Source organism: Paenibacillus sp. FSL H7-0326, assembly GCF_001955535.1.
Taxonomy (GTDB): domain Bacteria; phylum Bacillota; class Bacilli; order Paenibacillales; family Paenibacillaceae; genus Paenibacillus; species Paenibacillus shunpengii.
Map to the genome: position 1 here is coordinate 41,143 of NZ_MPVN01000012.1, position 23,766 is coordinate 64,908.

Genomic DNA, 23,766 nt, shown 5'->3' on the forward strand with positions numbered 1-23,766 from the left:
GGGAGGATTTACACATGAGTCGCAGTCTTAAAAAAGGGCCATTCGTTGATGGCTACCTGTTGAAAAAAGTAGAAGACATGAACGAGTCTGGCAAAAAGCTGGTGATCAAAACTTGGTCCCGTCGTTCTACAATTTTCCCACAATTCATTGGACATACGTTTGGTGTGTATGACGGCCGTAAACACGTTCCTGTTTATGTAACGGAAGATATGGTTGGACACAAGCTGGGTGAGTTCGCTCCTACGCGTACTTATAAAGGCCATGCAGCAGACGATAAGAAGACTAGAAGATAAATGATCATCAAGCGCTAATGTTTGAGAGGAGGTTAAACAATGGAAGCAAAAGCACATGCCAAGTTTATTCGGATTGCTCCTCGTAAAGTTCAACTCGTTGTTGACTTGATTCGCGGCAAGCAAGTGGGCGAGGCGATCGCGATTCTGCGCCACACTCCAAAATCCGCTTCTCCAGTTGTTGAGAAATTGCTGAACTCTGCTATCGCAAACGCAGAGCACAACTACTCCCTGGATGTTAACAAACTGGTTATCTCGCAAGCTTACGTAAACCAAGGTCCGACAATGAAACGTTTCCGCCCTCGTGCAATGGGACGTGCAAGCCGGATCAACAAACGCACTAGCCACATCACTTTGGTGGTATCTGAAAAATAAGGAGGGAAAACGTGTGGGACAAAAGGTAAATCCCGTCGGACTCCGTATCGGCGTAATCCGTGATTGGGAATCCAAATGGTACGCAGGCAAAGATTTCGGTGATCTTTTGCTAGAAGACGTAAAAATTCGTGAATACCTGAAAAATAAATTGAAAGACTCCGCAGTATCTCGTATCGAAATCGAGAGAGCGGCTAACCGTGTCAACGTAACGATCCACACTGCTAAACCAGGAATGGTTATCGGTAAAGGTGGTTCTGAAGTTGAAATTCTCCGTGGTCAAATCACGAAGATTGCTGGCGGTAAGAAAGTTCATATCAACATTTCTGAAATCAAACAACCAGACCTTGACGCAATTCTCGTTGCTGAAAGCATTGCACAACAATTGGAACGCCGTGTTTCTTTCCGTCGTGCTCTGAAACAAGCAATTCAAAGAACTATGCGTGCAGGTGCTAAAGGTATCAAAACACAAGTAGGCGGACGTCTTGGCGGCGCTGAGATCGCACGTTCTGAAGGCTACAGTGAAGGAACTGTTCCACTGCACACGCTTCGTGCCGACATCGACTATGGTACAGCAGAAGCTCATACAACTTACGGCCGTCTTGGCGTAAAAGTATGGATCTATCGTGGAGAGGTTCTTCCTACGGCTAAGAAACAAGCTGCTAAGGAAGGAGGCAACTAATCATGTTGGTGCCAAAACGCGTAAAACACCGCAAGCAACAACGCGGTCACATGAAAGGTCAAGCTAAAGGCGGAACTACACTGAACTTTGGTGAGTACGGTCTTCAAGCAACTGAACCATCTTGGATTACGAACCGTCAGATCGAGGCTGCTCGTATCGCGATGACTCGTTACATCAAACGTGGTGGTAAAGTTTGGATCAAAATCTTCCCAGACAAACCTATTACTCAAAAGCCTCTCGAAGTACGTATGGGTAGTGGTAAAGGTAACGTCGAGAAATGGGTTGCTGTTGTAAAACCAGGAAAGATCATGTTCGAGCTTTCTGGTGTATCTGAAGAAGTTGCTCGCGAAGCAATGCGTCTGGCTGCTCACAAGCTGCCAATCAAGACGAAGTTCGTGAAACGTGAAGAATTGGGTGGTGAAGTAAATGAAGGCTAGTGAATTCCGCAACCTAACCACTGCTGAAATTGAGCAAAAGATTGCCGGATTTAAAGAAGAACTCTTTAACCTCCGCTTTCAACTCGCTACCGGTCAGCTTGATAACCCGACACGTATTCGTGACGTACGTAAAGAAATTGCACGTGCTAAAACGATCATCCGTGAAAGAGAACTTGGGATTAGCTAATAAATAGTACCGGATGGAACATCCGTCTGTAATTGAGGAAGGAGGCCAACAATGAGCGAAGAACGTAACGCACGTCGAGTGCAAATCGGTAAAGTGGTTAGCGACAAAATGGACAAAACAATCGTGGTTGCTGTAGAAACTTACAAAAAGCATGACTTGTACCATAAACGCATCAAATACACGAAAAAGTTCAAAGCACATGATGAAAATAACACTGCTAAAATCGGTGATACTGTTAAAATCATGGAAACTCGTCCTTTGTCGAAAGACAAGAACTGGAGACTTGTTGAAGTCGTAGAAAAAGCGGTTATCATTTAATGATATTCAGCTTTGCTGAAAGGAGGAAAACAAGATGATTCAACCATTTACACGTTTGGCTGTAGCTGACAACTCTGGTGCGAAGGAACTGATGTGTATCCGAGTACTGGGTGGTACGGGACGTAGTCGTACAGCACAAATCGGAGACCTGATCGTTTGTTCTGTCAAACAAGCAACACCAGGCGGCGTTGTCAAAAAAGGTGATGTAGTAAGAGCGGTAGTTGTTCGTACAAAACGTTCTGTTCGTCGTAAAGACGGATCTTACATCGCATTTGATGAGAATGCAGCAGTTGTTGTTAAAGAAGACAGAAGCCCACGCGGAACTCGTATTTTCGGACCAGTTGCTCGCGAACTTCGCGAGAAAGACTACATGAAGATCGTTTCCTTGGCTCCAGAAGTTATCTAATGAACGTATATTGATCCTTGTATAAAGGATTCGATTCATACTTGTTCACGCAAGTCATAGGAGGTGTACGAAATGGCAAAAGTGAAAAAAGTTCTGGAATCTCATAACAACAAGTTGCACGTCAAAAAAGACGACACTGTTATGGTGATCAGCGGTAAAGACAAAGGCAAAAAAGGCCGTGTCATCGCAGCTTACCCTCGTGAGAATCGCGTTCTTGTTGAAGGTGTTAACCTCGTGAAAAAACACCAAAAGCCTAACCAGCTGAATCCACAAGGCGGCATCATCGAGAAAGAAGCTCCAATCCATGTATCGAACGTGATGCACATTGATCCGAAGAGCGGAAACGTAACTCGTATTGGTTACAAAGTTTTAGACAACGGCAAAAAAGTACGCGTTGCTAAACGTTCCGGAGAATCGATCGACTAATGTAATCGAATGAGAAAGGAGGTCCATAATTCATGGCAAGAATGAAAGAACGTTTTCTGAATGAAGTAACTCCTGCTTTGATGCAGAAGTTTGAATACAGCACAGTAATGCAAGTTCCTAAAATCGAGAAAGTGGTAATCAACATGGGTGTGGGCGACGCTGTCCAAAACTCCAAAGTGCTTGATTCCGCTGTGAACGATATGCAGCTGATCTCTGGTCAAAAACCAGTAATCACTAAAGCTAAAAAATCAATCGCCGGTTTTAAACTTCGTGAGAACATGCCAATCGGGGTTAAAGTAACACTGCGCGGAGAGCGTATGTATCACTTCCTTGATAAATTGTTCAACATCACTCTACCTCGTGTACGTGACTTCCAAGGCGTATCGAACAGAGCGTTCGATGGTCGCGGTAACTACACACTTGGACTTAAAGAACAACTCATCTTCCCAGAGATCGAGTATGATAAAGTCGACAAAGTACGCGGTATGGATATCGTAATCGTAACTACGGCTAAAACGGACGAAGAGTCCCGCGAATTGCTTACTCAACTTGGAATGCCATTCGCAAAGTAATAAATAACAGTATCCGGGAATCCAGCTAGGGTCCCGAATTCTCCGAAATTATTTAGGAGGTGTCAGGCTAAGTGGCAAAAACTTCAATGAAAGTTAAACAACAACGCACACCGAAGTACAAAGTTCGTGCTTATACTCGTTGTGAACGTTGCGGTCGTCCACATTCTGTATTGCAGAAGTTTAAAATTTGCAGAATTTGTTTCCGTGAATTAGCTTATAAAGGCCAGATCCCTGGCGTGAAAAAAGCAAGCTGGTAAAAAGTCCTGAACGGGAAGGAGGTTTACACACAATGACTATGTCTGATCCAATTGCAGATATGCTTACTCGCATTCGTAATGCGAACACAGTTCGTCACGAAACGGTAGAAATGCCTGCTTCGACGATGAAAAAACAAATCGCTGAAATCCTGAAGCGTGAAGGTTTCATCCGTGATGCAGAATATGTGGATGATAACAAACAAGGCATCATCCGTATCTTCTTGAAATACGGTCAAAACAACGAGCGCGTTATTACTGGTCTGAAAAGAATCAGTAAACCAGGCCTTCGTGTTTACACGAAAAGCAATGAAGTACCTCGCGTACTTGGTGGTCTCGGAATCGCGATCATCTCTACTTCCAAAGGTGTAATGACAGATAAAGAAGCTCGTCAAGCTAAATCTGGCGGCGAAGTTGTCTGCTACGTTTGGTAATATAAAGTCACAGAACAAGGAGGTGCAACAACATGTCCCGTATTGGTCGTAAACCAATTACAGTACCAAGTGGCGTAGAAGTCACTCTGGACAACACCGCAATTACGGTTAAAGGTCCTAAAGGTACACTTACACGTGAACTTCATAAAGAAATGAAGGTTTCCGTTGAAAATAATGAAATTACAGTAACACGTCCTTCTGATCACAAAACACATCGTTCTTTGCACGGTACTACTCGTTCCGTAGTAAATAACATGGTACTTGGCGTAACTGAAGGATTCTCCAAATCTCTGGAACTGGTTGGGGTCGGATATCGTGCAAGCAAATCCGGAGATAAAATCGTTCTGAACGTAGGTTACTCCCATCCGGTAGAAATCACGCCGGAACCGGGGATTGAGTTCGAAGTTCCTTCGAACACTAAAATCATCGTTCGTGGAATCAACAAAGAGCGCGTAGGTGCTTATGCAGCTGAAATCCGCTCTGTTCGCGAACCTGAGCCTTACAAAGGTAAAGGGATTAAATATGAAGGCGAACGCATCATCCGTAAGGAAGGTAAAGCCGGTAAGAAGAAATAAGATTTCTTACCGACTTTGTGCCGTCCCCTGGCTTTTCAGGAGATGCTCGTGTTTCTAATATACCCTGTGCGTCTTAATGTGAAGCTATTCAAGGCTAACTGAAGGGAGGAAACGTGAAATGATTACTAAACAAGATAAGAACAAAGTGCGTCTGAAAAGACATATCCGTGTTCGTGGTAAAATTTCTGGTACGGCTGAGCGTCCACGTTTGAACGTATTCCGTTCCGATAAACATATCTATGCTCAACTGATCGATGATGTAGCAGGTGTAACACTTGTATCTGCATCGACGGTCGACAAAGAAATCAGCGGCGAAATCACAAACGGTGGTAACGTTGAGGCAGCTAAGAAAGTTGGCGCTCTCGTTGCTAAACGTGCGAAAGAAAAAGGATACACTAACATCGTTTTCGATCGTGGTGGCTACCTGTATCATGGACGTATTCAAGCTTTGGCTGATGCTGCTCGTGAAGCAGGGCTTGAATTCTAAGATATTTTTTAAAAGGAGGTTAACGACTTGCGTGTAGATCCTAACACTTTAGAACTCACTGAAAGAGTTGTAAATATTAATCGCGTTGCTAAAGTAGTAAAAGGCGGACGTCGTTTCAGCTTCAGCGCTCTGGTAGTTGTCGGTGACGGCAACGGCTGGGTTGGAGCTGGTATCGGTAAAGCAGGCGAAGTACCTGATGCGATCCGCAAAGGTATTGAAGATGCTAAGAAAAATCTAATCCACGTACCACTCGTAGGAACAACAATTCCTCACTTGATCACTGGTAAATTCGGAGCTGGCCGTGTTCTTTTGAAACCAGCTGCTGAAGGTACTGGGGTTATCGCTGGTGGTCCAGTTCGTGCCGTTCTGGAACTTGCTGGTGTGGGTGACATTTTGACAAAATCACTGGGTTCTTCGAATTCCATGAACATGGTCAATGCGACCTTGGAAGGTTTGTCCCGCTTGAAACGCGCTGAAGATGTAGCGAAATTGCGTGGAAAAACTGTCGAAGAGCTTCGGGGCTAAGGAGGGAATCTCATGTCTAAACTGGAAATTACCCTCGTTCGCAGTTTGATCGGACGTCCTGAGACACAAAGAACGACTGTTAACACACTCGGTCTTCGCAAACTCAACCAAACTGTGGTTCATAACGATAATGCTGCGATCCGCGGTATGGTGAATAAAGTAAGTCACTTGGTTTCTGTTAAAGAAATCGAGGCGTAAGGAATAGCATCATAGGGCTTGTTCCCATAAATCATTAAGGAGGTGCAACGATGAAGTTACATGAGCTTTCTCCAGCTCCTGGATCCCGCAAAGAGCGTAAACGCAAAGGTCGTGGTCCAAGTAGCGGAATGGGTAAAACTTCAGGTCGCGGTCACAAAGGTCAAAACGCTCGTTCTGGCGGTGGTGTTCGTCCAGGCTTCGAGGGTGGTCAAAACCCACTGTATCGTCGTCTGCCGAAACGCGGTTTCGTAAACCCAACTCGCAAAGAGTATGCGGTTGTGAACATCGAAGATCTGAATAGTTTTGAAGCAGGTACAGAAGTAACTCCAGAAGTTTTGGTTGAAACAGGTATTGTGAAAAACACAAAATCTGGCATCAAAATTCTTGGCAATGGCGAAGTTACTGTAAAACTTACAGTAAAAGCGAATAAGTTCTCTCAATCTGCGGTAGAGAAAATCGAAGCTGCCGGCGGTAAAACCGAGGTGATCTAATGCTCACATCCCTAAAGAATATATGGCGAGTCGAAGATCTTCGTAAACGAATATTGTTCACTCTCTTTGTTCTAATTATTTACCGCATCGGCTCCTTTGTTCCTGTTCCAGGAGTTAACAAGGAAGTATTCGACGCGGTAGATTCGCAAGGCAGGGAATTGTTCGGTCTTCTGAACACATTCTCAGGCGGAGCGTTGTTCCAGTTCTCGATCTTTGCGCTAGGGATTATGCCATATATTACAGCATCCATCATTACACAATTGTTATCGATGGATGTTATTCCGAAGCTTGCGGAATGGGCCAAACAAGGTGAGCATGGTAAGAAAAAATTAGCCCAGCTCACTCGGTATGGTACAGTGGTGTTGGGATTAATCCAAGCATTTGGTACATCGATCGGATTTAACCGGTTGTATGGACAGGAAATGGTGCCTAATGCTACTTTCGTTGACTATATTGTCATCGCGATTGTATTGACGGCAGGTACTTCATTCCTCATGTGGCTTGGTGAGCAGATTACGGAAAGAGGTATTGGTAACGGGATTTCAATCATTATCTTTGCCGGTATCGTTGCTACCATTCCGAATGTTATCCGTACAACAATAGAATCAGAATTTATTCAGGCAGATCAGCTGTTCATGAACATCCTTAAGGTGGTTATTGTGGCACTGGTTCTTCTCCTGACCATTGTAGGGGTTATCTACATCCAGCAGGCGATCCGGAAGATCCCGGTTCAATATGCAAAACGTGTTGTAGGTAACAAAATGTATGGTGGACAAAACACCCATATTCCGCTGAAAATCAATGCGGCGGGCGTTATCCCTGTCATTTTCGCTGTATCACTTCTTCAGTTTCCGATCATTATCGCATCCTTCTGGGCCGGTTATGGCTGGGCTAACTGGGTTACAACGCATTTGTCTTATGACAAACCGTTAGGTATGGTGCTCTATGTTATCATGATTATTGGTTTCACGTTCTTCTACACTTTCGTGCAGATGAACCCGCAGCAAATGGCTGATAACATGAAGAAGAACGGCGGTTATATCCCAGGCATTCGTCCGGGTAAAGCAACTGAGAAATACTTGTCCCGTGTCTTGACTCGTTTGACGATGACCGGAGCTTTGTTCTTGGCTGTCATTTCCGTTCTACCTGTATTCTTGGGCTCACTTTCCGGTTTGCCTCAAGTTGCACAGCTTGCTGGTACTTCCATGCTGATCGTTATTGGTGTAGCATTGGATACGACCAAGCAGATTGAAAGTCAATTGATCAAACGCCATTACAAAGGTTTCATCAATAAATAGCCATAGGTTCCGGTAAAGAATGCAATAGTTCGCCCTTGCTGGTGAGTTGCTAAGACCGGCACCTATTGTGCTGTTTCTTGTTGAAGGGATAGTCTTGGAGGGAGTGACATAACGTGAACATCTTATTCATGGGCCCTCCTGGGGCAGGAAAAGGGACACAAGCAGAAGCGATTGTTAATGAATTCGGCATTCCTCACATTTCGACAGGCGATGCATTTCGTTTGGCGATTAAGCAAGGAACTCCTATTGGGATTAAAGCTAAAGAATACATGGATCAGGGTAAGCTTGTACCAGACGATGTTACCATAGGTATTGTTGAAGAACGTCTTCAGCAGCCTGATTGTGAGAAGGGCTTCCTATTGGATGGATTTCCACGGACCATTTCACAAGCAGAAGCACTGGACGGTATTCTGGAACGTTTAAATACTGGTTTGGATCATGTCATCAACTTGAAGGTTGACCGTAACAAATTGCTGGCTCGATTAACAGGTCGCCGTTTGTGCAAAAATTGCGGTTCTACGTATCATGTTGTTTTTAACCCGCCTAAACAGGAAGGTATTTGTGATAAATGCGGCGGCGAGTTGTATCAGCGTTCTGACGACAACGAAGAGAGCGTAGGTACTCGTCTTGACGAATATATCAACAAAACAGCACCACTCCTCACGTTTTATGAGAACAAAGGTCTTCTGCGTCAAATCGACGGGGAACAGGAAATTCATGCGGTATCGCAAGAGATCGTATCCTTACTGCGGGGTTAATGGTAATGATCATTTGTAAGTCCGATGCAGAACTGGGTTGGAAGAGTGAGTCACGGTTATCCAGTACGCAAGTACAGGAAGATCAGATGGTTCACGATTTATCCCGGGTTTTGACCGGAGAACTTCACCAAATGACTGATCAATATCATCGCAGTCAAGGGGCTGTGTCGTCTTTCACAGGTTATCACGGTTTTCCTGCCAGTATTTGTACTTCAGTCGATGAACCGAAAGTGCATGGGTTGCCCAGCTATATTCGATTGTTTGCAATGTCGTATGACGGTCGATCTGTACTCCATTTTTGCGAAGGCGAGATGCGTAGGTGATGAGAAGATGAATGAAGAAATCCCACAAATCGGTCAAATCGTAAAAATCCTTCGAGGCAGGGATGCTGGCCAGTTTGCAGTAGTCATCGCTGTTGAGGACAACAGATATGTATATATTGCTGACGGGGACAAACGCAAGTTTGATGGAGCTAAGAAGAAGAACCTTCTTCATCTGGATCCCCAGCCGATGATCAGCAGCGAGGTTGTAAACAGTATTAACGAAATTGGACGGGTTACGAACGGAAAACTGCGTTATGCAGTACAGCAGTTCATAAATGCAAGCGAAGTTCAAAGCTGAAGAAGAAAGGAGACTATCTGTGGCCAAAGAAGATGTCATTGAAGTGGAAGGAACGGTTATAGAGCCGCTTCCTAACGCAACGTTCAAAGTAGAGCTTGAGAATGGTCATCAAATTCTAGCTCACGTATCCGGCAAACTGCGGATGCATTTTATCCGCATTCTGACAGGAGATAAAGTGGTTGTTCAGTTATCGCCTTATGATCTAACCAAAGGGCGTATAACTTATCGTAAATAGTAAGGTGCATTTTCTGAAATAACGAATGAGAGTTACAACAGTTTTGCATGTGAATGCAATCTTGGTGTACCCTATGTACATGAGACTGCTTCCATAGAAGCTGTGAAATGCTTTCGAAGTCAGTTTTACTCATCGTAAAACTTTGAGGAGGTAATCAACATGAAGGTAAGACCTTCTGTAAAACCTATCTGCGAGAAATGCAAAGTCATTCGCCGCAAAGGTAATGTAATGGTCATCTGCGAAAATCCGAAACACAAACAAAAACAAGGTTAATAGAAGGGGGTGTAGCGTAAAATGGCTCGTATAGCTGGTGTGGATTTGCCACGTGACAAACGCGTTGAGATCGCCTTGACTTACATTTTCGGAATCGGTAAAACGACTTCCCAGAAAATTCTGAGCGAAACAGGCATTAGTCCAAATACTCGTGTCCGTGATCTGACGGAAGATGAAGTGAGCAAATTACGTGATGGTATCGACAAAACGGTTAAGGTAGAAGGTGACCTTCGTCGAGAAATTTCTTTAAATATTAAACGTTTGACTGAGATCGGATGTTACCGCGGTGTTCGTCACCGTCGTGGCCTTCCTGTTCGTGGACAACGTACTAAAACAAATGCTCGTACGCGTAAAGGTCCTCGTCGTACAGTAGCAAACAAAAAGAAATAAGAAGGGAGGATAATCTACAATGGCTAAACCGAAAAAAGTCGTACGTACTAAACGTCGTGACCGTAAAAATATTGAGTCTGGCGTGGCACACATCCGTTCCACGTTCAACAACACAATTGTTACCATTACGGATCCACACGGTAACGCTATTTCCTGGGCAAGCTCCGGCGGTCTTGGATTTAGAGGTTCCCGTAAGTCGACTCCATTCGCAGCTCAAATGGCAGCAGAAACTGCAGCTAAAGCAGCAATGGAACACGGCATGAAAACAGTTGAAGTTATGGTTAAAGGACCAGGTGCTGGCCGCGAAGCAGCTATCCGCTCTTTGCAAGCTGCAGGTCTGGAAGTTAACCTGATCAAAGACGTAACTCCTGTGCCACATAACGGATGCCGTCCTCCAAAACGTCGTCGTGTCTAATGAGATTTGCCCCCTTAGTGTGGTATAATCCGGCACAATCTGTTAATAATGGTTGTTTAGGCATACTACATGGCTACACTAGATAAGGTAAATGTTTCATATAGGACAGGACGTTTTGAAGGAGGGGTATTGCAGTGATAGAAATCGAAAAGCCGAAAATTGAGACGGTAGACGTCAATGATGATGGCACTTATGGCAAATTTGTGGTGGAACCGTTGGAACGTGGATATGGTACGACGCTGGGCAACTCGCTTCGCCGTATCTTGCTTTCTTCGCTTCCAGGTGCAGCAGTAACATCGGTACAAATCGATGGCGTGTTGCACGAATTTGCTACAGTTCCTGGCGTAATGGAAGACGTAACGGAAATCATTTTGAACCTGAAAGCTTTGTCTTTGAAAATTCATTCGGATGAAGAGAAAGTTCTTGAGATTGATGCTGAAGGTGAAGGGGCTGTAACAGCCGGAGATATTCGTGCGGATAGTGATGTGGAAATCCTTAACCCGGATCTTCATATCGCAACTCTTGGTCCAGGTTCGAGACTACACATGCGTATTTTTGCCAATCGCGGTCGTGGCTACGTCCAAGCGGATCGGAATAAACGCGATGACCAACCGATCGGCGTCATCCCTGTGGATTCCATCTATACCCCGATTGCACGTGTCAACTATGGTGTTGAGAATACGCGTGTTGGTCAAGTAACGAACTACGACAAGCTGACGCTTGAAATTTGGACTGATGGAAGCATTCGTCCAGAAGAAGCGGTTAGCCTTGGCGCCAAAATTTTAACCGAGCACCTGTTCTTGTTCGTTGGTTTGACTGACGAAGCTAAAGATGCAGAGATCATGGTTGAAAAAGAAGAAGACAAAAAAGAAAAAGTACTCGAAATGACGATCGAAGAGCTCGATCTATCTGTTCGATCCTATAACTGCTTGAAGCGTGCGGGTATTAACACGGTTCAGGAATTGACCACGAAAACTGAAGAAGACATGATGAAGGTACGTAACCTTGGTCGCAAATCTTTGGAAGAAGTGCAAGAGAAGCTCGAAGAGCTAGGTTTGGGTCTTCGTACAGAAGAATAGCAAGCGATTGTTTGAAGTGAAGGAGGGGAAAACATGGCATACCAAAAGTTGGGTCGTAACTCCAGTGCTCGTAAAGCATTGTTCCGTGACCTCGTAACGGATCTGTTCTTGTACGAGCGTATTCAAACGACTGAAGCAAAAGCGAAAGAAGTTCGTTCTATCGCTGAAAAGCTGATCACCAAAGCGAAGCAAGGGGATCTTCATGCACGTCGTCAAGTGGCTGCTTATGTACGTCGTGAGACGATTGATGGTGAACAGGATGCAATTCAAAAACTGTTTGGCGAAATCGCACCACGTTACGCTGAGCGTCCAGGTGGATACACTCGTATCATGAAACTAGGACCTCGTCGCGGTGACGCTGCGCCTATGGTTTACTTGGAACTGGTAGACCGTGCGTAAATAGTGGCATAAAGTGAGGGAAGGGTGACAGGATTTACATTCTGAACATGCCCTTTTTTTCCTTGCCTCATTGAAGCAACGGTTTGGGGAGGAGCTCCGATAGGAGCTCTTTTTCATTGTGATGAGGATTGGAAGCTGCATGTTAGGACTTAGAAGGCTGTGTGCTTAGTATGGGATAAAGGTGTGAATTCGATGCGGAACATATGTATGAAAGTGAATTATGATGGTACGGATTATTTCGGTTTCCAAACCCAGCCGATCGGCAACACCATTCAGGATCGAATTGAAGAAGCGATTAAATCACTGACAGGTGAAGTGGTCAAAATACATGCATCAGGTCGTACTGACGCTGGAGTGCATGCTATTGGACAGGTTTTTCATTTTCATACTGAATCCATGATTCCGATTGATCGCTGGTGTATGGCGCTGAATGGCAGACTGCCTGAGGACATCATACTCACCGATGCTTACGAAGTTCCGCTTGAGTTCCATTCCAGACGTTCTGCCAAGAGAAAAACCTATCGTTACACCATTAATGCCAATCAGTTTCTCGATCTATTTAATAGACGGACGCAGCTGCATCATCCAGGTAAGCTGGATATCCAAGCGATGCGGGAGAGTCTCCCATACTTGCTTGGGACTCATGACTTTACCTCTTTCGCCTCTCGGCACTCCACCAAGCAATCTCATATCAGGACACTGTATGAGGCAGAGCTGAAGGTCGATACTTCCATGAGCCGGAAAGGTCACCCGAGAGATCAAGGTGTTATACATCTGTTTATTACGGGAAACGGCTTCTTGCAGCATATGGTTCGTATTATTGTCGGCACGTTGCTGGAGGTCGGAGAAGGGAAGCGTAAGCCACAAGATATGAAAATGATCTTGGAGGCAGAGGATCGGTCTGCAGCAGGTCCTACAGCAGTTAGCAAAGGGCTGATGCTGTGGAATGTGGAGTATGAGGATTTCTAAAAAAAACCTCGGATAAATGCCTTGCGAACTGGGCTGCAATCGTGTAATATATAAGTTGTGTTTTCTTAATGGCTTTCCCACAGCCCCAATTAAGTGAACAACCAAATGTAACACCAATCCATCATAAACAAACAGTTAAATTTAACGAATATAAAAGACTAACATTTATGCGTATTATGAACGCGAACATTTGAAGGAGGATCTTTTCATGCGTACCACTTATATGGCGAAGCCTAATGAAGTTGAGCGTAATTGGCACATCATCGATGCTGAAGGCAAAACGCTCGGCCGTTTGGCAAGCGAAGCTGCGGCTTTGATTCGCGGTAAACACAAGCCACAATTCACTCCACATGTTGACACTGGCGATTTCGTTGTTGTTATCAATGCAGAGAAAATTGTTCTTACTGGTAAGAAAATGGAGAACAAAAACTACTACCGTCACTCTATGCACCCAGGTGGACTGAAAGTCACTCCTGCTAAAGAGATGGTTAAGAACAAGCCTGAACGTATGATCGAACTCGCTGTACACGGCATGCTTCCTAAGACTCGTATGGGTAACCAAATGAAACTTAGATTGAAAGCATACGCTGGCGCTGAACATCCACATGCAGCACAAAAACCTGAAGTTTACGAACTTCGCGGATAATTAAAAGGAGGACAGTTTCATGGCACAAGTACAATACTATGGGACAGGTCGTCGTAAACATTCGGTAGCACGTGTTCGCCTTGTACCGGGTGAAGGACGCATTGTCATTAACAAACGCGACATCAACGATTATTTCGGCGGTTTGGAAACACTCAAACTGATCGTTAAACAACCACTTGAACTGACTGAAACTTTGGGTAACTACGATGTTCTCGTAATCGCTCATGGTGGTGGTATCACTGGTCAAGCAGGCGCAATCCGTCACGGTATCTCCCGTGCACTTCTGAAAGCTGACCCAGAATACCGTCCAGGTCTGAAAAAAGCAGGCTTCCTGACTCGTGACCCACGTATGAAAGAACGTAAAAAATACGGTCTCAAAGCCGCTCGTCGTGCACCACAGTTCTCGAAACGTTAATATTATCTTGGACTTTCAAGATTACACCCTCTGGCCATCAGGTCAGAGGTTTTTTATTTTACTTTGCCTATCCTTCTCTAAAGTGTCCGCGCTTATATTCTTTAGTAGCGCATTAGAACAACTTCCTCAATCCCATCCTATGCCATTGCTGCAACCTTCTGAAGGACGTCATCGTTTAGAGTACAAGAAGGAATCCTCTTCTTATAACAACTTAATTTAATTAGAAGGCAGGTTATAACGATGCGACGATTGAATAAAAATGTGATTGGGTTCATGGCGGTTTCTTTAGCTATTACATTAGGTAGTGGCTTAACGTATGCAAATGTCGGCTTCACGGATATTCAAGGTACATATGGGGAAGCGGAGATCCGTTCCTTACAGGAAAGAAGTATCGTCAGAGGGATAGGGAACGGGGAATTTAAGCCTGAGTCCTCCTTATCGACTGCTGAGGCTGTACAATTGATTGCAGGAGGTCTTAAGTCGATTTCTAGCGACAAGAAGGAAGAGCTTAAGTTGGAAGGCGAGACAGTTGAAATGTATAGTGAGGTATGGCTTGAAGGCTGGTATGCAGATGCATTCATAGACTTTAATGACAATGGCCTTTCGGTTCCTGCGGAGCTGACACCATCATCCTCAATAACCAAGGAGCAATATACGGCATTACTCATAGATATGATCGAGAAATACGCCGGTTTGCCGCTGATCAATATCAAGCCTGAGGAAATCTCAGATGCAGATGACATCACACCTGCTTACCAAGGCGCCATTCAGCGCTCATTAGTTTGGGATATTACAGAGCTGGATGATAAGCTTAACTTTTCTCCGAGAGCGGAGATTACACGGGCAGAGGCTTCGGTTATGCTCTTCCATGCACTGGAGTTTTTGAGCAAGCATCCTTATAGGCACTAAATGTACAGTGAAACACGAATCTTCATCGTTTTACCTTAGAAATTGTAAAAGGCTTGTTCTTCTTTAAAGTTAAACTAAACAGATAATGCATTGGGTATTCTTCGGAGCTGCCCGTGTCTACTTCTGAATGGTCACTTTACTAACGAAGAACAGGCTTTTTTTGCATACTTTTTATCAAAAACAAATAAAGTTTCAAAAAAACCTTAAATTCTTAGTAAAAAAGTTGGATTTAGCATTGACTTTCTCCTGGTAAGATTTATACTTAATTGTAATTCATATCTAAATTGTAGGCTTTAATGTAAGGTAGTACACATATGGGAGGCAAGTACAAATGAATTTGTTAGAAAAAGAAGAATTGGCTAGAGTTAAAGCGATCGAGCTCGAGGATGCAACGCCGGAGGATATTATTCGTTTTGCTGTTGAGACATTTCCGAACATCACATTTGCTTGCAGTTTTGGTGCCGAAGATGTTGTCTTGGTTGATATGCTTCAAAAAATCAGTCCTAAATCAGACATATTTTATCTAGATACAGATTTTCATTTTAAAGAAACATATGAGACACGGGATCGTCTTGTAGCTCGTTATCATATTGATTTTGTCAGAGTATCACCAAAGATTACACCCGAAGAGCAAGCGCAGGAGCATGGTGCAGAGCTGTGGAAGTCTGATCCGAATGCATGCTGCAACATTAGAAAGGTAGAGCCTTTGACACGTATCCTATCTCAATATGATGCATGGATTACCGGAATTCGTCGTGACCAGGCACCTACTCGCGCAAATGCAAAGAAAGTAGAGTACGATACGAAATTTGGCCTAATGAAATTCAATCCGATTGCGGGCTGGACGAACGAGGATGTATGGAACTATATTCGGGAGAACAATCTGATCTATAATCCGCTCCATGATCAAAATTACCCAAGTATAGGATGCGAATATTGCACTAGACAGGTAATGCCGGGAGAAGATCCCCGAGCAGGACGCTGGTCAGGTAATGATAAAACGGAGTGTGGATTGCACAAATAAGCGATTCAATTTATTAAATTTAAATAGCTTGCGTAACTTCAAATCATCGTTATAGACAATCGCTCATAAGGAGATGGGTTCATGGCTGCGATATTGCCTCATGGTGGAACACTAGTTAATCGGATTGTAACAGGTGCAGAGCGAGAAGAACAGCTCAAGCAAGCTAAGGAGCTAAGACAGCTGCCCATTACCAATTGGACCATATCGGATTTGGATTTGATTGGTGTGGGTGCATTTTCTCCGTTGACCGGGTTTTTAAATGAAGAGGATTATCAGTCTGTAGTTCATAACATGCGACTTGCAAATGGTACGGTGTGGAGCATTCCGATTACACTTGATGTGAATCCCGAGTATGCAGCATCGTTTGAAATCGGTGAGGTCATTGCTCTAGTAGGTCAGGAAGATAGTGTGATCTATGGGACGCTGACTGTGGAAAGTGTGTATAAGGCAGATCATGAGGTTGAAGCAGTAAAAGTCTATAAAACAAATGATAAAGAACATCCTGGTGTGAAAAAGCTGTTTGAACGCCATACAACTTACGTAGGCGGTTCGATTCAAGTGTTGAATCGTAAGCAGCCAGCGAAGTTCGAAGAATTTTATTATGATCCGGCAGAGACACGTGAACAGTTTGAAGCCAAAGGCTGGAAGACAGTGGTAGGGTTCCAAACACGTAATCCTGTTCACCGTGCACATGAATATATTCAGAAGAGTGCGATGGAGATTGTGGATGCTCTGTTCCTTAATCCACTTGTTGGTGAGACGAAGTCAGATGATGTGCCGGCGGATGTCCGTATGAAGAGTTATCTGGTTCTGCTCGAGAATTACTATCCGGCGAATCGGACTTTCCTGGGTGTATTTCCGGCAGCGATGCGTTATGCAGGTCCGAGGGAAGCGATCTTCCATGCGATGGTCCGCAAGAACTATGGCTGTACTCATTTTATCGTTGGCCGTGATCATGCAGGGGTAGGCGATTATTATGGTACCTATGAGGCCCAGGAGATCTTCACTAATTTTACAGCTGAGGAGCTTGGGATTACTCCGCTATTCTTCGAACACAGCTTCTTCTGTACGAAATGCGGAAATATGGCCTCCAGCAAGACTTGCCCGCATGGCAAAGAGGACCATTTAACATTGTCGGGTACGAAAGTAAGAGGGCTCCTGAGAGAGGGACAATGCCCGCCGCCGGAATTTACGCGCCCGGAAGTAGCGGAAGTGCTGATTGAGGGTATGACGGAGCAGCAGGTAACCACATAATTTAGGTTTGTCCTTATATAAATGAATATTTGTCCACCTCGTCCCATATAGATCATTATGGTCAGTTTGGATCGGAGGTGGCTTTTTTATGCGAAAAAAACGTTCGAATAAGCTCTTGGTGTGGATTCATGTTCGAACCATGAAGAGAGTCCTGCTGGGAGCTCTTCTGCTGGCTCTATTTGTCTGTATCGCTATATATGAGGTACCGGCATCTAAAACGTGGAATTATTGGAGCCTGCCGTTGTCAGGGAAGGTCATTGCTCTGGATGCAGGGCACGGTGGTCCAGACGGGGGAGCCGTGAGCAAGCAAGGGGTTATTGAGAAAGATATCAATTTAGCTGTAGCCTTGTATTTACGGGACTATTTGCAGCAAGCAGGTGCTACTGTGGTCATGACCAGAGAAACAGATGTCGACCTCGCTCCTGAAGATACCAAGGGATATTCCAAACGAAAAACAGAGGATCTGAAGCAGCGTGTAAGAATGATTGAGGATAAGCAGGTGGATATGTTTATTAGCATTCACATGAACAGCATCCCTTCTAATCGCTGGAGCGGAGCACAGGTATTCTATTACCCGAATCATGAAGATAATCCAAACTTTGCTGCACTCATTCAGGACGAGATTAGACGAAACCTAGAGAATACAGATCGAATCGCAAAAACTGTTAACACCGTATATATGCTTCAAGCATTAAAAATGCCGTCTGTGCTTGTTGAGGTGGGCTTTCTGTCACATCCCGAAGAATCCAGACTACTGGCAGAGGATGAGTATCAGCGTAAGGTAGCAGCATCTGTCTACAAAGGAATTTTGAGATATGCCTCAGGGGAAAAAATGAAAAACTAAAATAATGCACCTCAGAGTGTTATAATAGATCTGTACTTGTATAAAAGGAATACATGCCAATAGATAAAGCTGAGGTGCTATCATCATGTTATCAAGAGACCAAGTGCTGGAATTATTATCTGACATTCAGGAGCCTGTGAGCGGACTTCGGTATGCAGATCTGAACTTTATTCGCGATATCATGGTTAAAGAGGATCGAACCCATTTGACCATGATTTGTTTGACTGAAGATGAAAACGTTCGCAGAACGCTTAAAGATCAGGCAGCCTCTGTACTGCGTCAGGCAGGAGTGAATGAAGTCCATGTGCGGCTTCGCAATGCTTCAGACATGGAGCGAGAAGGCGCGTTAGGGGATAGCAAGAAGAGGAATACAGAAGCAGCAGAACCAACTGATGAAGAAGTGCTGGTCAAAGGACACGCTGCAGGGATGGAGAATAACGATCTCCTAGATCCTGCGTCAGGAGTTCAGTTTATCGCCATTGCAAGCGGCAAAGGCGGAGTCGGCAAATCGACGGTTTCCGTAAACCTGGCTGCTGCCCTCGCGAGGCAGGGGAAGAGAGTAGGAATCATTGACGCGGATATTTACGGCTTCAGCGTTCCCGATATGATGGGGATTGAAGAGGGGCCTGCAGTGGTGGATGGAGCAATTCAGCCTGTGGAGCGTTTCGGTGTCAAAGTGATGTCTATGGGCTTTTTCGTTCAAGAGAACAGTCCAGTTGTCTGGAGAGGCCCGATGCTGGGGAAAATGCTGAGACAGTTCTTCAGTGATGTGAATTGGGGGAGTCTTGATTATATGATCCTTGATTTGCCTCCAGGTACAGGAGACATTGCACTGGATGTACATCAAATGATACCGCAAAGCAAAGAGATTATTGTAACGACACCACATGCTACAGCAGCCTTTGTTGCGGCGCGAGCTGGAGCGATGGCGATACAGACGCAGCATGAGATTCTGGGCGTAATCGAAAATATGGCTTATTATCAATGTGGATCCTGTGGAGAGAAAGATTATGTGTTCGGAAGAGGCGGCGGGGGGCGGTTAGCCGAAAGCCTGCATACGGAATTGCTCGCCCAAATTCCACTCGGTAATCCGGATAATCACATTTCTGAGCCTGATTTCTCTCCGTCGATTTATAAGGATCATACAGAGATCGGACAAATGTATAATGATGTTGCAGCAGCGATTATTGATAAGACAACTGTTGAATAGAAATATTGAATAAAAAAACCAAGCCGCACTGATGTCATAGGCCGTCTTATGGACGAGCTAATGCCATGATTGGCTTGGCTTTTTTTATTAGGTTGAGACTCAAATAGGGTTAACTGCTGCCACCAGATCCGCTTTCTCCGCCTTCGCCGCCGCTTTCATTCCCGCCTTCACCACCGCCGCCGCCTTCGCCGCCGCCACCTTCGCCTTGAGCTCCCCCAGCGCCTTCACTTTGTTTAGGCTGCAGCTCCTCTTTGACAACGGCCTGCAGCAGCTCCATAACTTCCATACGGAAGAGTGGATTCTGCATAGCTTCCTGCATGACACTCATCGTCTGTTTGCGATAATCAGCACTTTGAGTGAGCTCCAGCATCATTTTTTGCATTTCAGGAGATTTCAGCATATCCTCCATCGACTTTTGGTACGTAGGGTCCTTAATAAGCTCCATGTGAATTTGCTTGCTCTGGGCGTTAACCACCTTGGCAAATTCTCCTGCAAATTTCGGGTCCTTCATGATCTCTTCAAATTCCTTCTTGTACTCAGGGGAGGAGAGGGTGTCTTTGACCGCAAGACGAATATCCTCACTTGATCCGCCTGAAGTAAGCATTCGAATACCAAAGCTTCCTGAAGCAGAGCCTCCGCCTGATCCTGAACCCGATCCGCCTCCGGATCCTGATTCTTCTTCCGAACCGCCCTCACCGCCGCCGCTTCCTGTACTGCTTTGACCAAGAAGGGCTTCCTCCATTGCTTTTTTACCTTCATCGCTTTTCAAAATATCAACGACCATCGTCTTCATTTCTTTATAACTGCCGCCTTGGGATCCAGAGCTTTGATCAGACCCGCATCCGGATAAAAGGGTGGCCATACCGCCTACCAAACACAAGTAACGTAAATTATGCCATTTCACGCGCCTCACAGCCCCTTTTTAAGATACTGATTGTAGTATGAGGGGAATACACGATAATTATGTCCGATAAGCCATGGTTTTTTATTGAGAAGGTTGGTAAAATAAAGACTCGGAGGTGGAAAAGGTTTGAATTTAAGGAAATGGTTTTATTTATTTTGGCGAACCTTATGTGTCGGGGGAATTGCTTCACTGATTACAGGCTTTATTCTTACGACCGGTGATTATGTATCCTCAGGAACAGCGGATTATCTTTTGTATCTGGTTATTCTGTTCGGCTCGGGCATGATGATCAGCTTGTACTCACAGCTTGGTTTTTTTGCTTATTTGATCTTGAACTATATGGGACGAGGCACCTTTTCTCAAAAAACATGGACTTATATTCAGCTTGCCTTAACAGCCCTTGCCTTGCTCGAATTAATGTTTTTCCGGATATTCATGAACGAAGGAAATGGAGCATCGGACCTTATCCTCGGCATCATTATTCTATTGACCGCTGTTGTAACCGCTTATTTTAAAGTGAGAGCTACCAATAATCATGCCCTTATACCGACATTATTTTTCATGATTGCATTGACAATTGTTGAGACAATCGGAGTGCTTAGCATAGGGGATCATTCAGCTACTGCCTTTACCGTTATTCCACTTCTGGCCTGCAATACATATCAAATTCTAATGCTGCACCGCATTGCACCAGCGTCAAGTGACGCATCAAGCAATCATACGGCAGACAGTAAGCCGGTCGGAGGGAAGACATCAAGCATGAATACGTCTGTAAATTAAAAAAAATGCCAAAGAGCTAACCGGGGTTAGCTCTTTTATTTTATATTCAAGTGTTCATCTGCCGATCACTAGGTCGAGCAAATTATTGCAAAAATAGAGCAGCAGTGTTAAAGCTGTGTATCGTTCATCGCTTGATCGCGTACTTCGGCACCTTTAACATTAGATTGATTGATCAATTCGGATACAGTAACGAACTCATATCCTTTTTGACGTAGCTGCTCGATAATTTGAGGAAGGGCTTCATGGGTTTGTTTAACAGAATCACTGGCATGCAGGAGTACAATATCTCCAGGATGAGCTTTACTTACAACACGATCTACGATTTGGTCGACGCCAGGGTTCTTCCAATCCAGGGAATCGGTGTCCCACTGAACCACTTGATAATTCAAAGTATCAGCGATACGAAGGACTCGTTTATCAAAATCACCGTTTGGCAAACGAATTAAGCTCGGTTCTTTTCCGGATACTTCGGTTAAAATACTATGTGCTGTTGAAATCTGCTTGCGAATTTCTTCATCAGTCAGACTGCTGTAATTGACATGCTTGTGACCATGGCTTCCAATTTCATAACCTGCGTCCTTTATGGAAGCTACGATCTCAGGATGGGTTTTACTCCAGGGAGAGGATAGGAAGAAGGTAGCCCTCTGGACATTTTGCTCCTCCAGTACTTTGAGAATAGGTTCTGTTCGCTTGTCACCCCAGCTGATATCAAATGTAAGAGCGATCACTTTCTTCTCCGTAGGTACACTGTATACAGCTGCAGGAGCTCCGCCTTCGGAGAACACGGAAATATCCTCTGTTTCAATATAGATGATCCCGAGTGTAAAGATTGCAGCGGCGAACACGATGAGGAACCTTTTGATTTTTCTCCCGTTTAATACATAGAAATATGAGTTCATGTCATTGCTCCTCCCATTAGCAGGCTCGTTTACTTTTATGTGTATGCTCGTACCTTGTACATATGACTAGTACGTACTATCAAAGATCTGATAGCTAAATGGGTTGGTTTAATTTCTAAGGAAGAGGGTAATAAGAAGATGTTTCGTTTTCAAACCTTTTTAATGGATGCTCGATCAATATCTCGATACATACTCGTAGCAACACTGATCTTTATAGGTGGTGGAGTGCTCGGTTGGATGAGTACAGGAGTTCTGCAGGATATCATGCTTCAGCAAATCAGTGGACTTAGCGAGATCAGCAACGAGCTGCGGCAAAGTGAGAATGTCCAGTGGAGCTTTTTCACGTTTATTTTTTTCAATAATGCCATAAAAGGTGTGCTTGTCATCTTTGCAGGAGCACTCGGCGGAATTATCCCCGTAATCTTCTTAATCATAAATGGCGGAGTGCTAGGCTTCTTGTTGCATGCAGCATGGCAGCAGGGAATTAGCTATTACGAGGTCGTAGTAAAAGGTTTGCTGCCACATGGCATTATCGAAATTCCAGCCATTATTATTGCTTGTGCCTTTGGACTGAAGCTCGGTGTAATGATATATAAGGCGCTGGGTGAAATCGGTATGGAAACAAGCACGAGATCCATTAGACTAGGTACATATATGAGACAGACGGCGACCGCATCCTTATGGATTGTAATACTTTTGTTTATTGCTGCTATTATAGAGAGCACATTGACATACTTCTTGGTACAGTAAAAAATTTTTCGGCTATGATTCATAAATTTCCCAAAACTTGAGCATAACAATAAAACATCTTGTTAGTCAGACAAATAAAGTAGATGAAGGAGAAGTTCGATGCTCGGAATGCTGTTTAATGAAAAAGAATGTAAAGAACTCGATTACGTCCTAAGAAAAGAACTTGATGAGATGTTATTGGATCTTGGTGATTCAAGATTAGATCATGACATCCGTTACGCCATTGCAAACCGTTATAAGACAGTTTTCCGAATGTACGCACGTTTTGCACCAGCGAAGGAGTTATCCAAATATGCGCGGAACGGGCGGTTTCCACAGATCAAGTAAACGAAAAAACTGATATAGAACCTCTCTAGTAATAGGGAGGTTTATTATTTTGCGTGAACTTTTTAATATGTATTTTGTGTTCAGTAGAAGTTAACAAATTGTTATATGAATTCGGAATAGTATCGTTAAATTTTTTTTATAAAACAGTTGACCTATTGAGTTATAATATGATAAATTATAACTCGTTCCTTTTTAGTAAGTTGTCTCTGCAATAGAGACGAAGCGAGATGGTAAAAAACTTCTTCAAAAAAAGTCTTGCATTACTGAATCGGATGTGATACATTATAAAAGTCGCCGCTGAAATTGAGCGACGGCGAGAAAATGAAAGATTTGATCTTTGAAAACTGAACAACGAGTGAGCAGAATTTTGCAACTGCAAAATTCTAAACGCGAGGTTATGGTACAAGTCGTCAGACGGTATGATAACCGAGCAAAATAAAGAGGACATTACGTTCTCGTCAGTTTTTCTAAATGAGCTTAATCGCTCTCTTTTTCGGAGAGTTTGATCCTGGCTCAGGACGAACGCTGGCGGCGTGCCTAATACATGCAAGTCGAGCGGAGTAAGGTGAAACTTGTTTCACCTAGCTTAGCGGCGGACGGGTGAGTAACACGTAGGTAACCTGCCCATAAGACTGGGATAACTACCGGAAACGGTAGCTAATACCGGATAGGTTCTTCTCTCGCATGGGAGGGGAAAGAAAGACGGAGCAATC

39 protein-coding genes and 1 rRNA gene are annotated in these 23,766 nt (G+C 44.2%); 38 read left to right on the forward strand and 2 right to left on the reverse strand.

Annotation, left to right across the window (positions count from 1 at the left end):
- The first annotated feature begins 14 nt into the window (after positions 1-14).
- The 34 genes from rpsS to BK126_RS27975 all read left to right on the forward strand — a co-directional run bounded on the left by rpsS (position 15) and on the right by BK126_RS27975 (position 19,393).
- Positions 15-293 carry a 30S ribosomal protein S19 gene (gene rpsS, locus BK126_RS27815; protein WP_076315702.1) on the forward strand — a complete coding sequence of 93 codons (279 nt, stop codon included), beginning with the start codon at positions 15-17 and terminating at the stop codon, positions 291-293.
- A gap of 39 nt (positions 294-332) precedes the next feature.
- Positions 333-665, forward strand: a complete 333-nt coding sequence (gene rplV, locus BK126_RS27820) for a 50S ribosomal protein L22 (protein ID WP_047914085.1) — start codon at positions 333-335, stop codon at positions 663-665.
- Between the two features lie 13 nt (positions 666-678).
- Positions 679-1,344 (forward strand): 30S ribosomal protein S3, encoded by a 666-nt coding sequence (gene rpsC, locus BK126_RS27825; RefSeq protein WP_076315703.1) that lies wholly within the window; start codon positions 679-681, stop codon positions 1,342-1,344.
- Between the two features lie 2 nt (positions 1,345-1,346).
- Positions 1,347-1,781, forward strand: coding sequence for a 50S ribosomal protein L16 (gene rplP, locus BK126_RS27830; protein WP_047914083.1), 435 nt, complete (start codon positions 1,347-1,349; stop codon positions 1,779-1,781).
- A complete protein-coding gene (gene rpmC / locus BK126_RS27835; RefSeq protein ID WP_047914082.1) occupies positions 1,771-1,968 on the forward strand; it encodes a 50S ribosomal protein L29 in 198 nt (65 codons plus the stop codon). Before rplP ends, rpmC begins: the two co-directional genes overlap by 11 nt.
- Before the next feature lie 51 nt (positions 1,969-2,019).
- Entirely contained in the window at positions 2,020-2,286 is a 267-nt protein-coding gene (rpsQ, locus tag BK126_RS27840) for a 30S ribosomal protein S17 (protein WP_076315704.1), read from the forward strand.
- Positions 2,287-2,320: 34 nt separating this feature from the next.
- A complete protein-coding gene (rplN, locus tag BK126_RS27845) occupies positions 2,321-2,692 on the forward strand; it encodes a 50S ribosomal protein L14 (protein ID WP_076315705.1) in 372 nt (123 codons plus the stop codon).
- 72 nt (positions 2,693-2,764) lie between these two features.
- Positions 2,765-3,118 carry a 50S ribosomal protein L24 gene (gene rplX, locus BK126_RS27850; protein ID WP_076315706.1) on the forward strand — a complete coding sequence of 118 codons (354 nt, stop codon included), beginning with the start codon at positions 2,765-2,767 and terminating at the stop codon, positions 3,116-3,118.
- Positions 3,119-3,150: 32 nt separating this feature from the next.
- The gene (gene rplE / locus BK126_RS27855) at positions 3,151-3,690 is read left to right on the forward strand and encodes a 50S ribosomal protein L5 (RefSeq protein ID WP_076315707.1); all 540 of its coding nucleotides are present in this window, start codon (positions 3,151-3,153) and stop codon (positions 3,688-3,690) included.
- A 71-nt stretch (positions 3,691-3,761) separates the two neighbouring features.
- Positions 3,762-3,947 (forward strand): type Z 30S ribosomal protein S14, encoded by a 186-nt coding sequence (locus BK126_RS27860; protein ID WP_074961883.1) that lies wholly within the window; start codon positions 3,762-3,764, stop codon positions 3,945-3,947.
- Positions 3,948-3,979: 32 nt separating this feature from the next.
- A complete protein-coding gene (gene rpsH / locus BK126_RS27865) occupies positions 3,980-4,378 on the forward strand; it encodes a 30S ribosomal protein S8 (RefSeq protein WP_076315708.1) in 399 nt (132 codons plus the stop codon).
- Between the two features lie 32 nt (positions 4,379-4,410).
- Positions 4,411-4,953 carry a 50S ribosomal protein L6 gene (gene rplF / locus BK126_RS27870; protein WP_047914077.1) on the forward strand — a complete coding sequence of 181 codons (543 nt, stop codon included), beginning with the start codon at positions 4,411-4,413 and terminating at the stop codon, positions 4,951-4,953.
- Between the two features lie 118 nt (positions 4,954-5,071).
- Positions 5,072-5,440, forward strand: a complete 369-nt coding sequence (gene rplR / locus BK126_RS27875) for a 50S ribosomal protein L18 (RefSeq protein WP_047914076.1) — start codon at positions 5,072-5,074, stop codon at positions 5,438-5,440.
- 27 nt (positions 5,441-5,467) lie between these two features.
- Positions 5,468-5,965, forward strand: coding sequence for a 30S ribosomal protein S5 (rpsE, locus tag BK126_RS27880; protein ID WP_047914075.1), 498 nt, complete (start codon positions 5,468-5,470; stop codon positions 5,963-5,965).
- 12 nt (positions 5,966-5,977) lie between these two features.
- Positions 5,978-6,163, forward strand: coding sequence for a 50S ribosomal protein L30 (gene rpmD, locus BK126_RS27885; protein ID WP_047914074.1), 186 nt, complete (start codon positions 5,978-5,980; stop codon positions 6,161-6,163).
- A 50-nt stretch (positions 6,164-6,213) separates the two neighbouring features.
- Entirely contained in the window at positions 6,214-6,654 is a 441-nt protein-coding gene (gene rplO / locus BK126_RS27890; protein ID WP_076315709.1) for a 50S ribosomal protein L15, read from the forward strand.
- Positions 6,654-7,952, forward strand: coding sequence for a preprotein translocase subunit SecY (gene secY / locus BK126_RS27895; RefSeq protein WP_047914072.1), 1,299 nt, complete (start codon positions 6,654-6,656; stop codon positions 7,950-7,952). Before rplO ends, secY begins: the two co-directional genes overlap by 1 nt.
- A 113-nt stretch (positions 7,953-8,065) precedes the next feature.
- Positions 8,066-8,710: an adenylate kinase gene (locus tag BK126_RS27900; RefSeq protein WP_047914071.1), complete on the forward strand. Its 645-nt coding sequence runs from the start codon at positions 8,066-8,068 to the stop codon at positions 8,708-8,710.
- Between the two features lie 5 nt (positions 8,711-8,715).
- On the forward strand, positions 8,716-9,033 hold the full coding sequence (locus BK126_RS29225; RefSeq protein ID WP_143042165.1) for a hypothetical protein: 318 nt from the start codon (positions 8,716-8,718) through the stop codon (positions 9,031-9,033).
- Between the two features lie 7 nt (positions 9,034-9,040).
- The gene (locus tag BK126_RS27905) at positions 9,041-9,331 is read left to right on the forward strand and encodes a KOW domain-containing RNA-binding protein (protein WP_047914070.1); all 291 of its coding nucleotides are present in this window, start codon (positions 9,041-9,043) and stop codon (positions 9,329-9,331) included.
- Between the two features lie 19 nt (positions 9,332-9,350).
- Complete coding sequence (gene infA / locus BK126_RS27910) at positions 9,351-9,566, forward strand: translation initiation factor IF-1 (protein WP_006212898.1); 216 nt, start codon at positions 9,351-9,353, stop codon at positions 9,564-9,566.
- Between the two features lie 159 nt (positions 9,567-9,725).
- Positions 9,726-9,839, forward strand: a complete 114-nt coding sequence (gene rpmJ, locus BK126_RS27915) for a 50S ribosomal protein L36 (protein ID WP_003333770.1) — start codon at positions 9,726-9,728, stop codon at positions 9,837-9,839.
- A gap of 21 nt (positions 9,840-9,860) precedes the next feature.
- Entirely contained in the window at positions 9,861-10,229 is a 369-nt protein-coding gene (gene rpsM, locus BK126_RS27920; protein WP_076315710.1) for a 30S ribosomal protein S13, read from the forward strand.
- Between the two features lie 19 nt (positions 10,230-10,248).
- Positions 10,249-10,644: a 30S ribosomal protein S11 gene (rpsK, locus tag BK126_RS27925; protein WP_076315711.1), complete on the forward strand. Its 396-nt coding sequence runs from the start codon at positions 10,249-10,251 to the stop codon at positions 10,642-10,644.
- A 134-nt stretch (positions 10,645-10,778) separates the two neighbouring features.
- Complete coding sequence (locus BK126_RS27930) at positions 10,779-11,723, forward strand: DNA-directed RNA polymerase subunit alpha (RefSeq protein ID WP_076315712.1); 945 nt, start codon at positions 10,779-10,781, stop codon at positions 11,721-11,723.
- A 33-nt stretch (positions 11,724-11,756) separates the two neighbouring features.
- Complete coding sequence (gene rplQ, locus BK126_RS27935; RefSeq protein WP_047914067.1) at positions 11,757-12,122, forward strand: 50S ribosomal protein L17; 366 nt, start codon at positions 11,757-11,759, stop codon at positions 12,120-12,122.
- 192 nt (positions 12,123-12,314) lie between these two features.
- Positions 12,315-13,091 carry a tRNA pseudouridine(38-40) synthase TruA gene (gene truA, locus BK126_RS27940; RefSeq protein WP_076315713.1) on the forward strand — a complete coding sequence of 259 codons (777 nt, stop codon included), beginning with the start codon at positions 12,315-12,317 and terminating at the stop codon, positions 13,089-13,091.
- Between the two features lie 208 nt (positions 13,092-13,299).
- Positions 13,300-13,737 (forward strand): 50S ribosomal protein L13, encoded by a 438-nt coding sequence (gene rplM / locus BK126_RS27945; RefSeq protein WP_076315714.1) that lies wholly within the window; start codon positions 13,300-13,302, stop codon positions 13,735-13,737.
- 19 nt (positions 13,738-13,756) lie between these two features.
- Positions 13,757-14,152: a 30S ribosomal protein S9 gene (gene rpsI / locus BK126_RS27950; protein ID WP_047914064.1), complete on the forward strand. Its 396-nt coding sequence runs from the start codon at positions 13,757-13,759 to the stop codon at positions 14,150-14,152.
- A 240-nt stretch (positions 14,153-14,392) separates the two neighbouring features.
- The gene (locus tag BK126_RS27955; RefSeq protein WP_047914063.1) at positions 14,393-15,061 is read left to right on the forward strand and encodes an S-layer homology domain-containing protein; all 669 of its coding nucleotides are present in this window, start codon (positions 14,393-14,395) and stop codon (positions 15,059-15,061) included.
- Between the two features lie 331 nt (positions 15,062-15,392).
- A complete protein-coding gene (locus BK126_RS27960) occupies positions 15,393-16,085 on the forward strand; it encodes a phosphoadenylyl-sulfate reductase (protein WP_047914062.1) in 693 nt (230 codons plus the stop codon).
- Positions 16,086-16,166: 81 nt separating this feature from the next.
- Entirely contained in the window at positions 16,167-17,339 is a 1,173-nt protein-coding gene (sat, locus tag BK126_RS27965) for a sulfate adenylyltransferase (protein WP_076315715.1), read from the forward strand.
- A gap of 88 nt (positions 17,340-17,427) precedes the next feature.
- Complete coding sequence (cwlD, locus tag BK126_RS27970) at positions 17,428-18,183, forward strand: N-acetylmuramoyl-L-alanine amidase CwlD (protein ID WP_047914060.1); 756 nt, start codon at positions 17,428-17,430, stop codon at positions 18,181-18,183.
- Between the two features lie 85 nt (positions 18,184-18,268).
- Positions 18,269-19,393: an Mrp/NBP35 family ATP-binding protein gene (locus BK126_RS27975; protein WP_076315716.1), complete on the forward strand. Its 1,125-nt coding sequence runs from the start codon at positions 18,269-18,271 to the stop codon at positions 19,391-19,393.
- A gap of 109 nt (positions 19,394-19,502) precedes the next feature.
- Here the strand turns inward: BK126_RS27975 and gerD are convergent, their stop codons facing one another.
- Positions 19,503-20,297, reverse strand: a complete 795-nt coding sequence (gene gerD, locus BK126_RS29230) for a spore germination lipoprotein GerD (protein WP_047914058.1) — start codon at positions 20,295-20,297, stop codon at positions 19,503-19,505.
- Positions 20,298-20,423: 126 nt separating this feature from the next.
- Between gerD and BK126_RS27985 the strand changes: the two genes are divergently transcribed.
- Positions 20,424-21,077 carry a KinB-signaling pathway activation protein gene (locus BK126_RS27985; protein ID WP_047914057.1) on the forward strand — a complete coding sequence of 218 codons (654 nt, stop codon included), beginning with the start codon at positions 20,424-20,426 and terminating at the stop codon, positions 21,075-21,077.
- Positions 21,078-21,184: 107 nt separating this feature from the next.
- Here the strand turns inward: BK126_RS27985 and pdaB are convergent, their stop codons facing one another.
- On the reverse strand, positions 21,185-21,976 hold the full coding sequence (gene pdaB, locus BK126_RS27990; protein ID WP_047914056.1) for a polysaccharide deacetylase family sporulation protein PdaB: 792 nt from the start codon (positions 21,974-21,976) through the stop codon (positions 21,185-21,187).
- Positions 21,977-22,114: 138 nt separating this feature from the next.
- Here pdaB and BK126_RS27995 point away from each other — a divergent pair, with 138 nt between their 5' ends.
- The 3 genes from BK126_RS27995 to BK126_RS28005 all read left to right on the forward strand — a co-directional run.
- Positions 22,115-22,726 (forward strand): stage II sporulation protein M, encoded by a 612-nt coding sequence (locus BK126_RS27995; RefSeq protein WP_076315717.1) that lies wholly within the window; start codon positions 22,115-22,117, stop codon positions 22,724-22,726.
- A gap of 99 nt (positions 22,727-22,825) precedes the next feature.
- Positions 22,826-23,053 carry a hypothetical protein gene (locus BK126_RS28000; RefSeq protein ID WP_047914054.1) on the forward strand — a complete coding sequence of 76 codons (228 nt, stop codon included), beginning with the start codon at positions 22,826-22,828 and terminating at the stop codon, positions 23,051-23,053.
- Between the two features lie 490 nt (positions 23,054-23,543).
- A 16S ribosomal RNA gene (locus BK126_RS28005) occupies positions 23,544-23,766 on the forward strand; the annotation flags it as partial.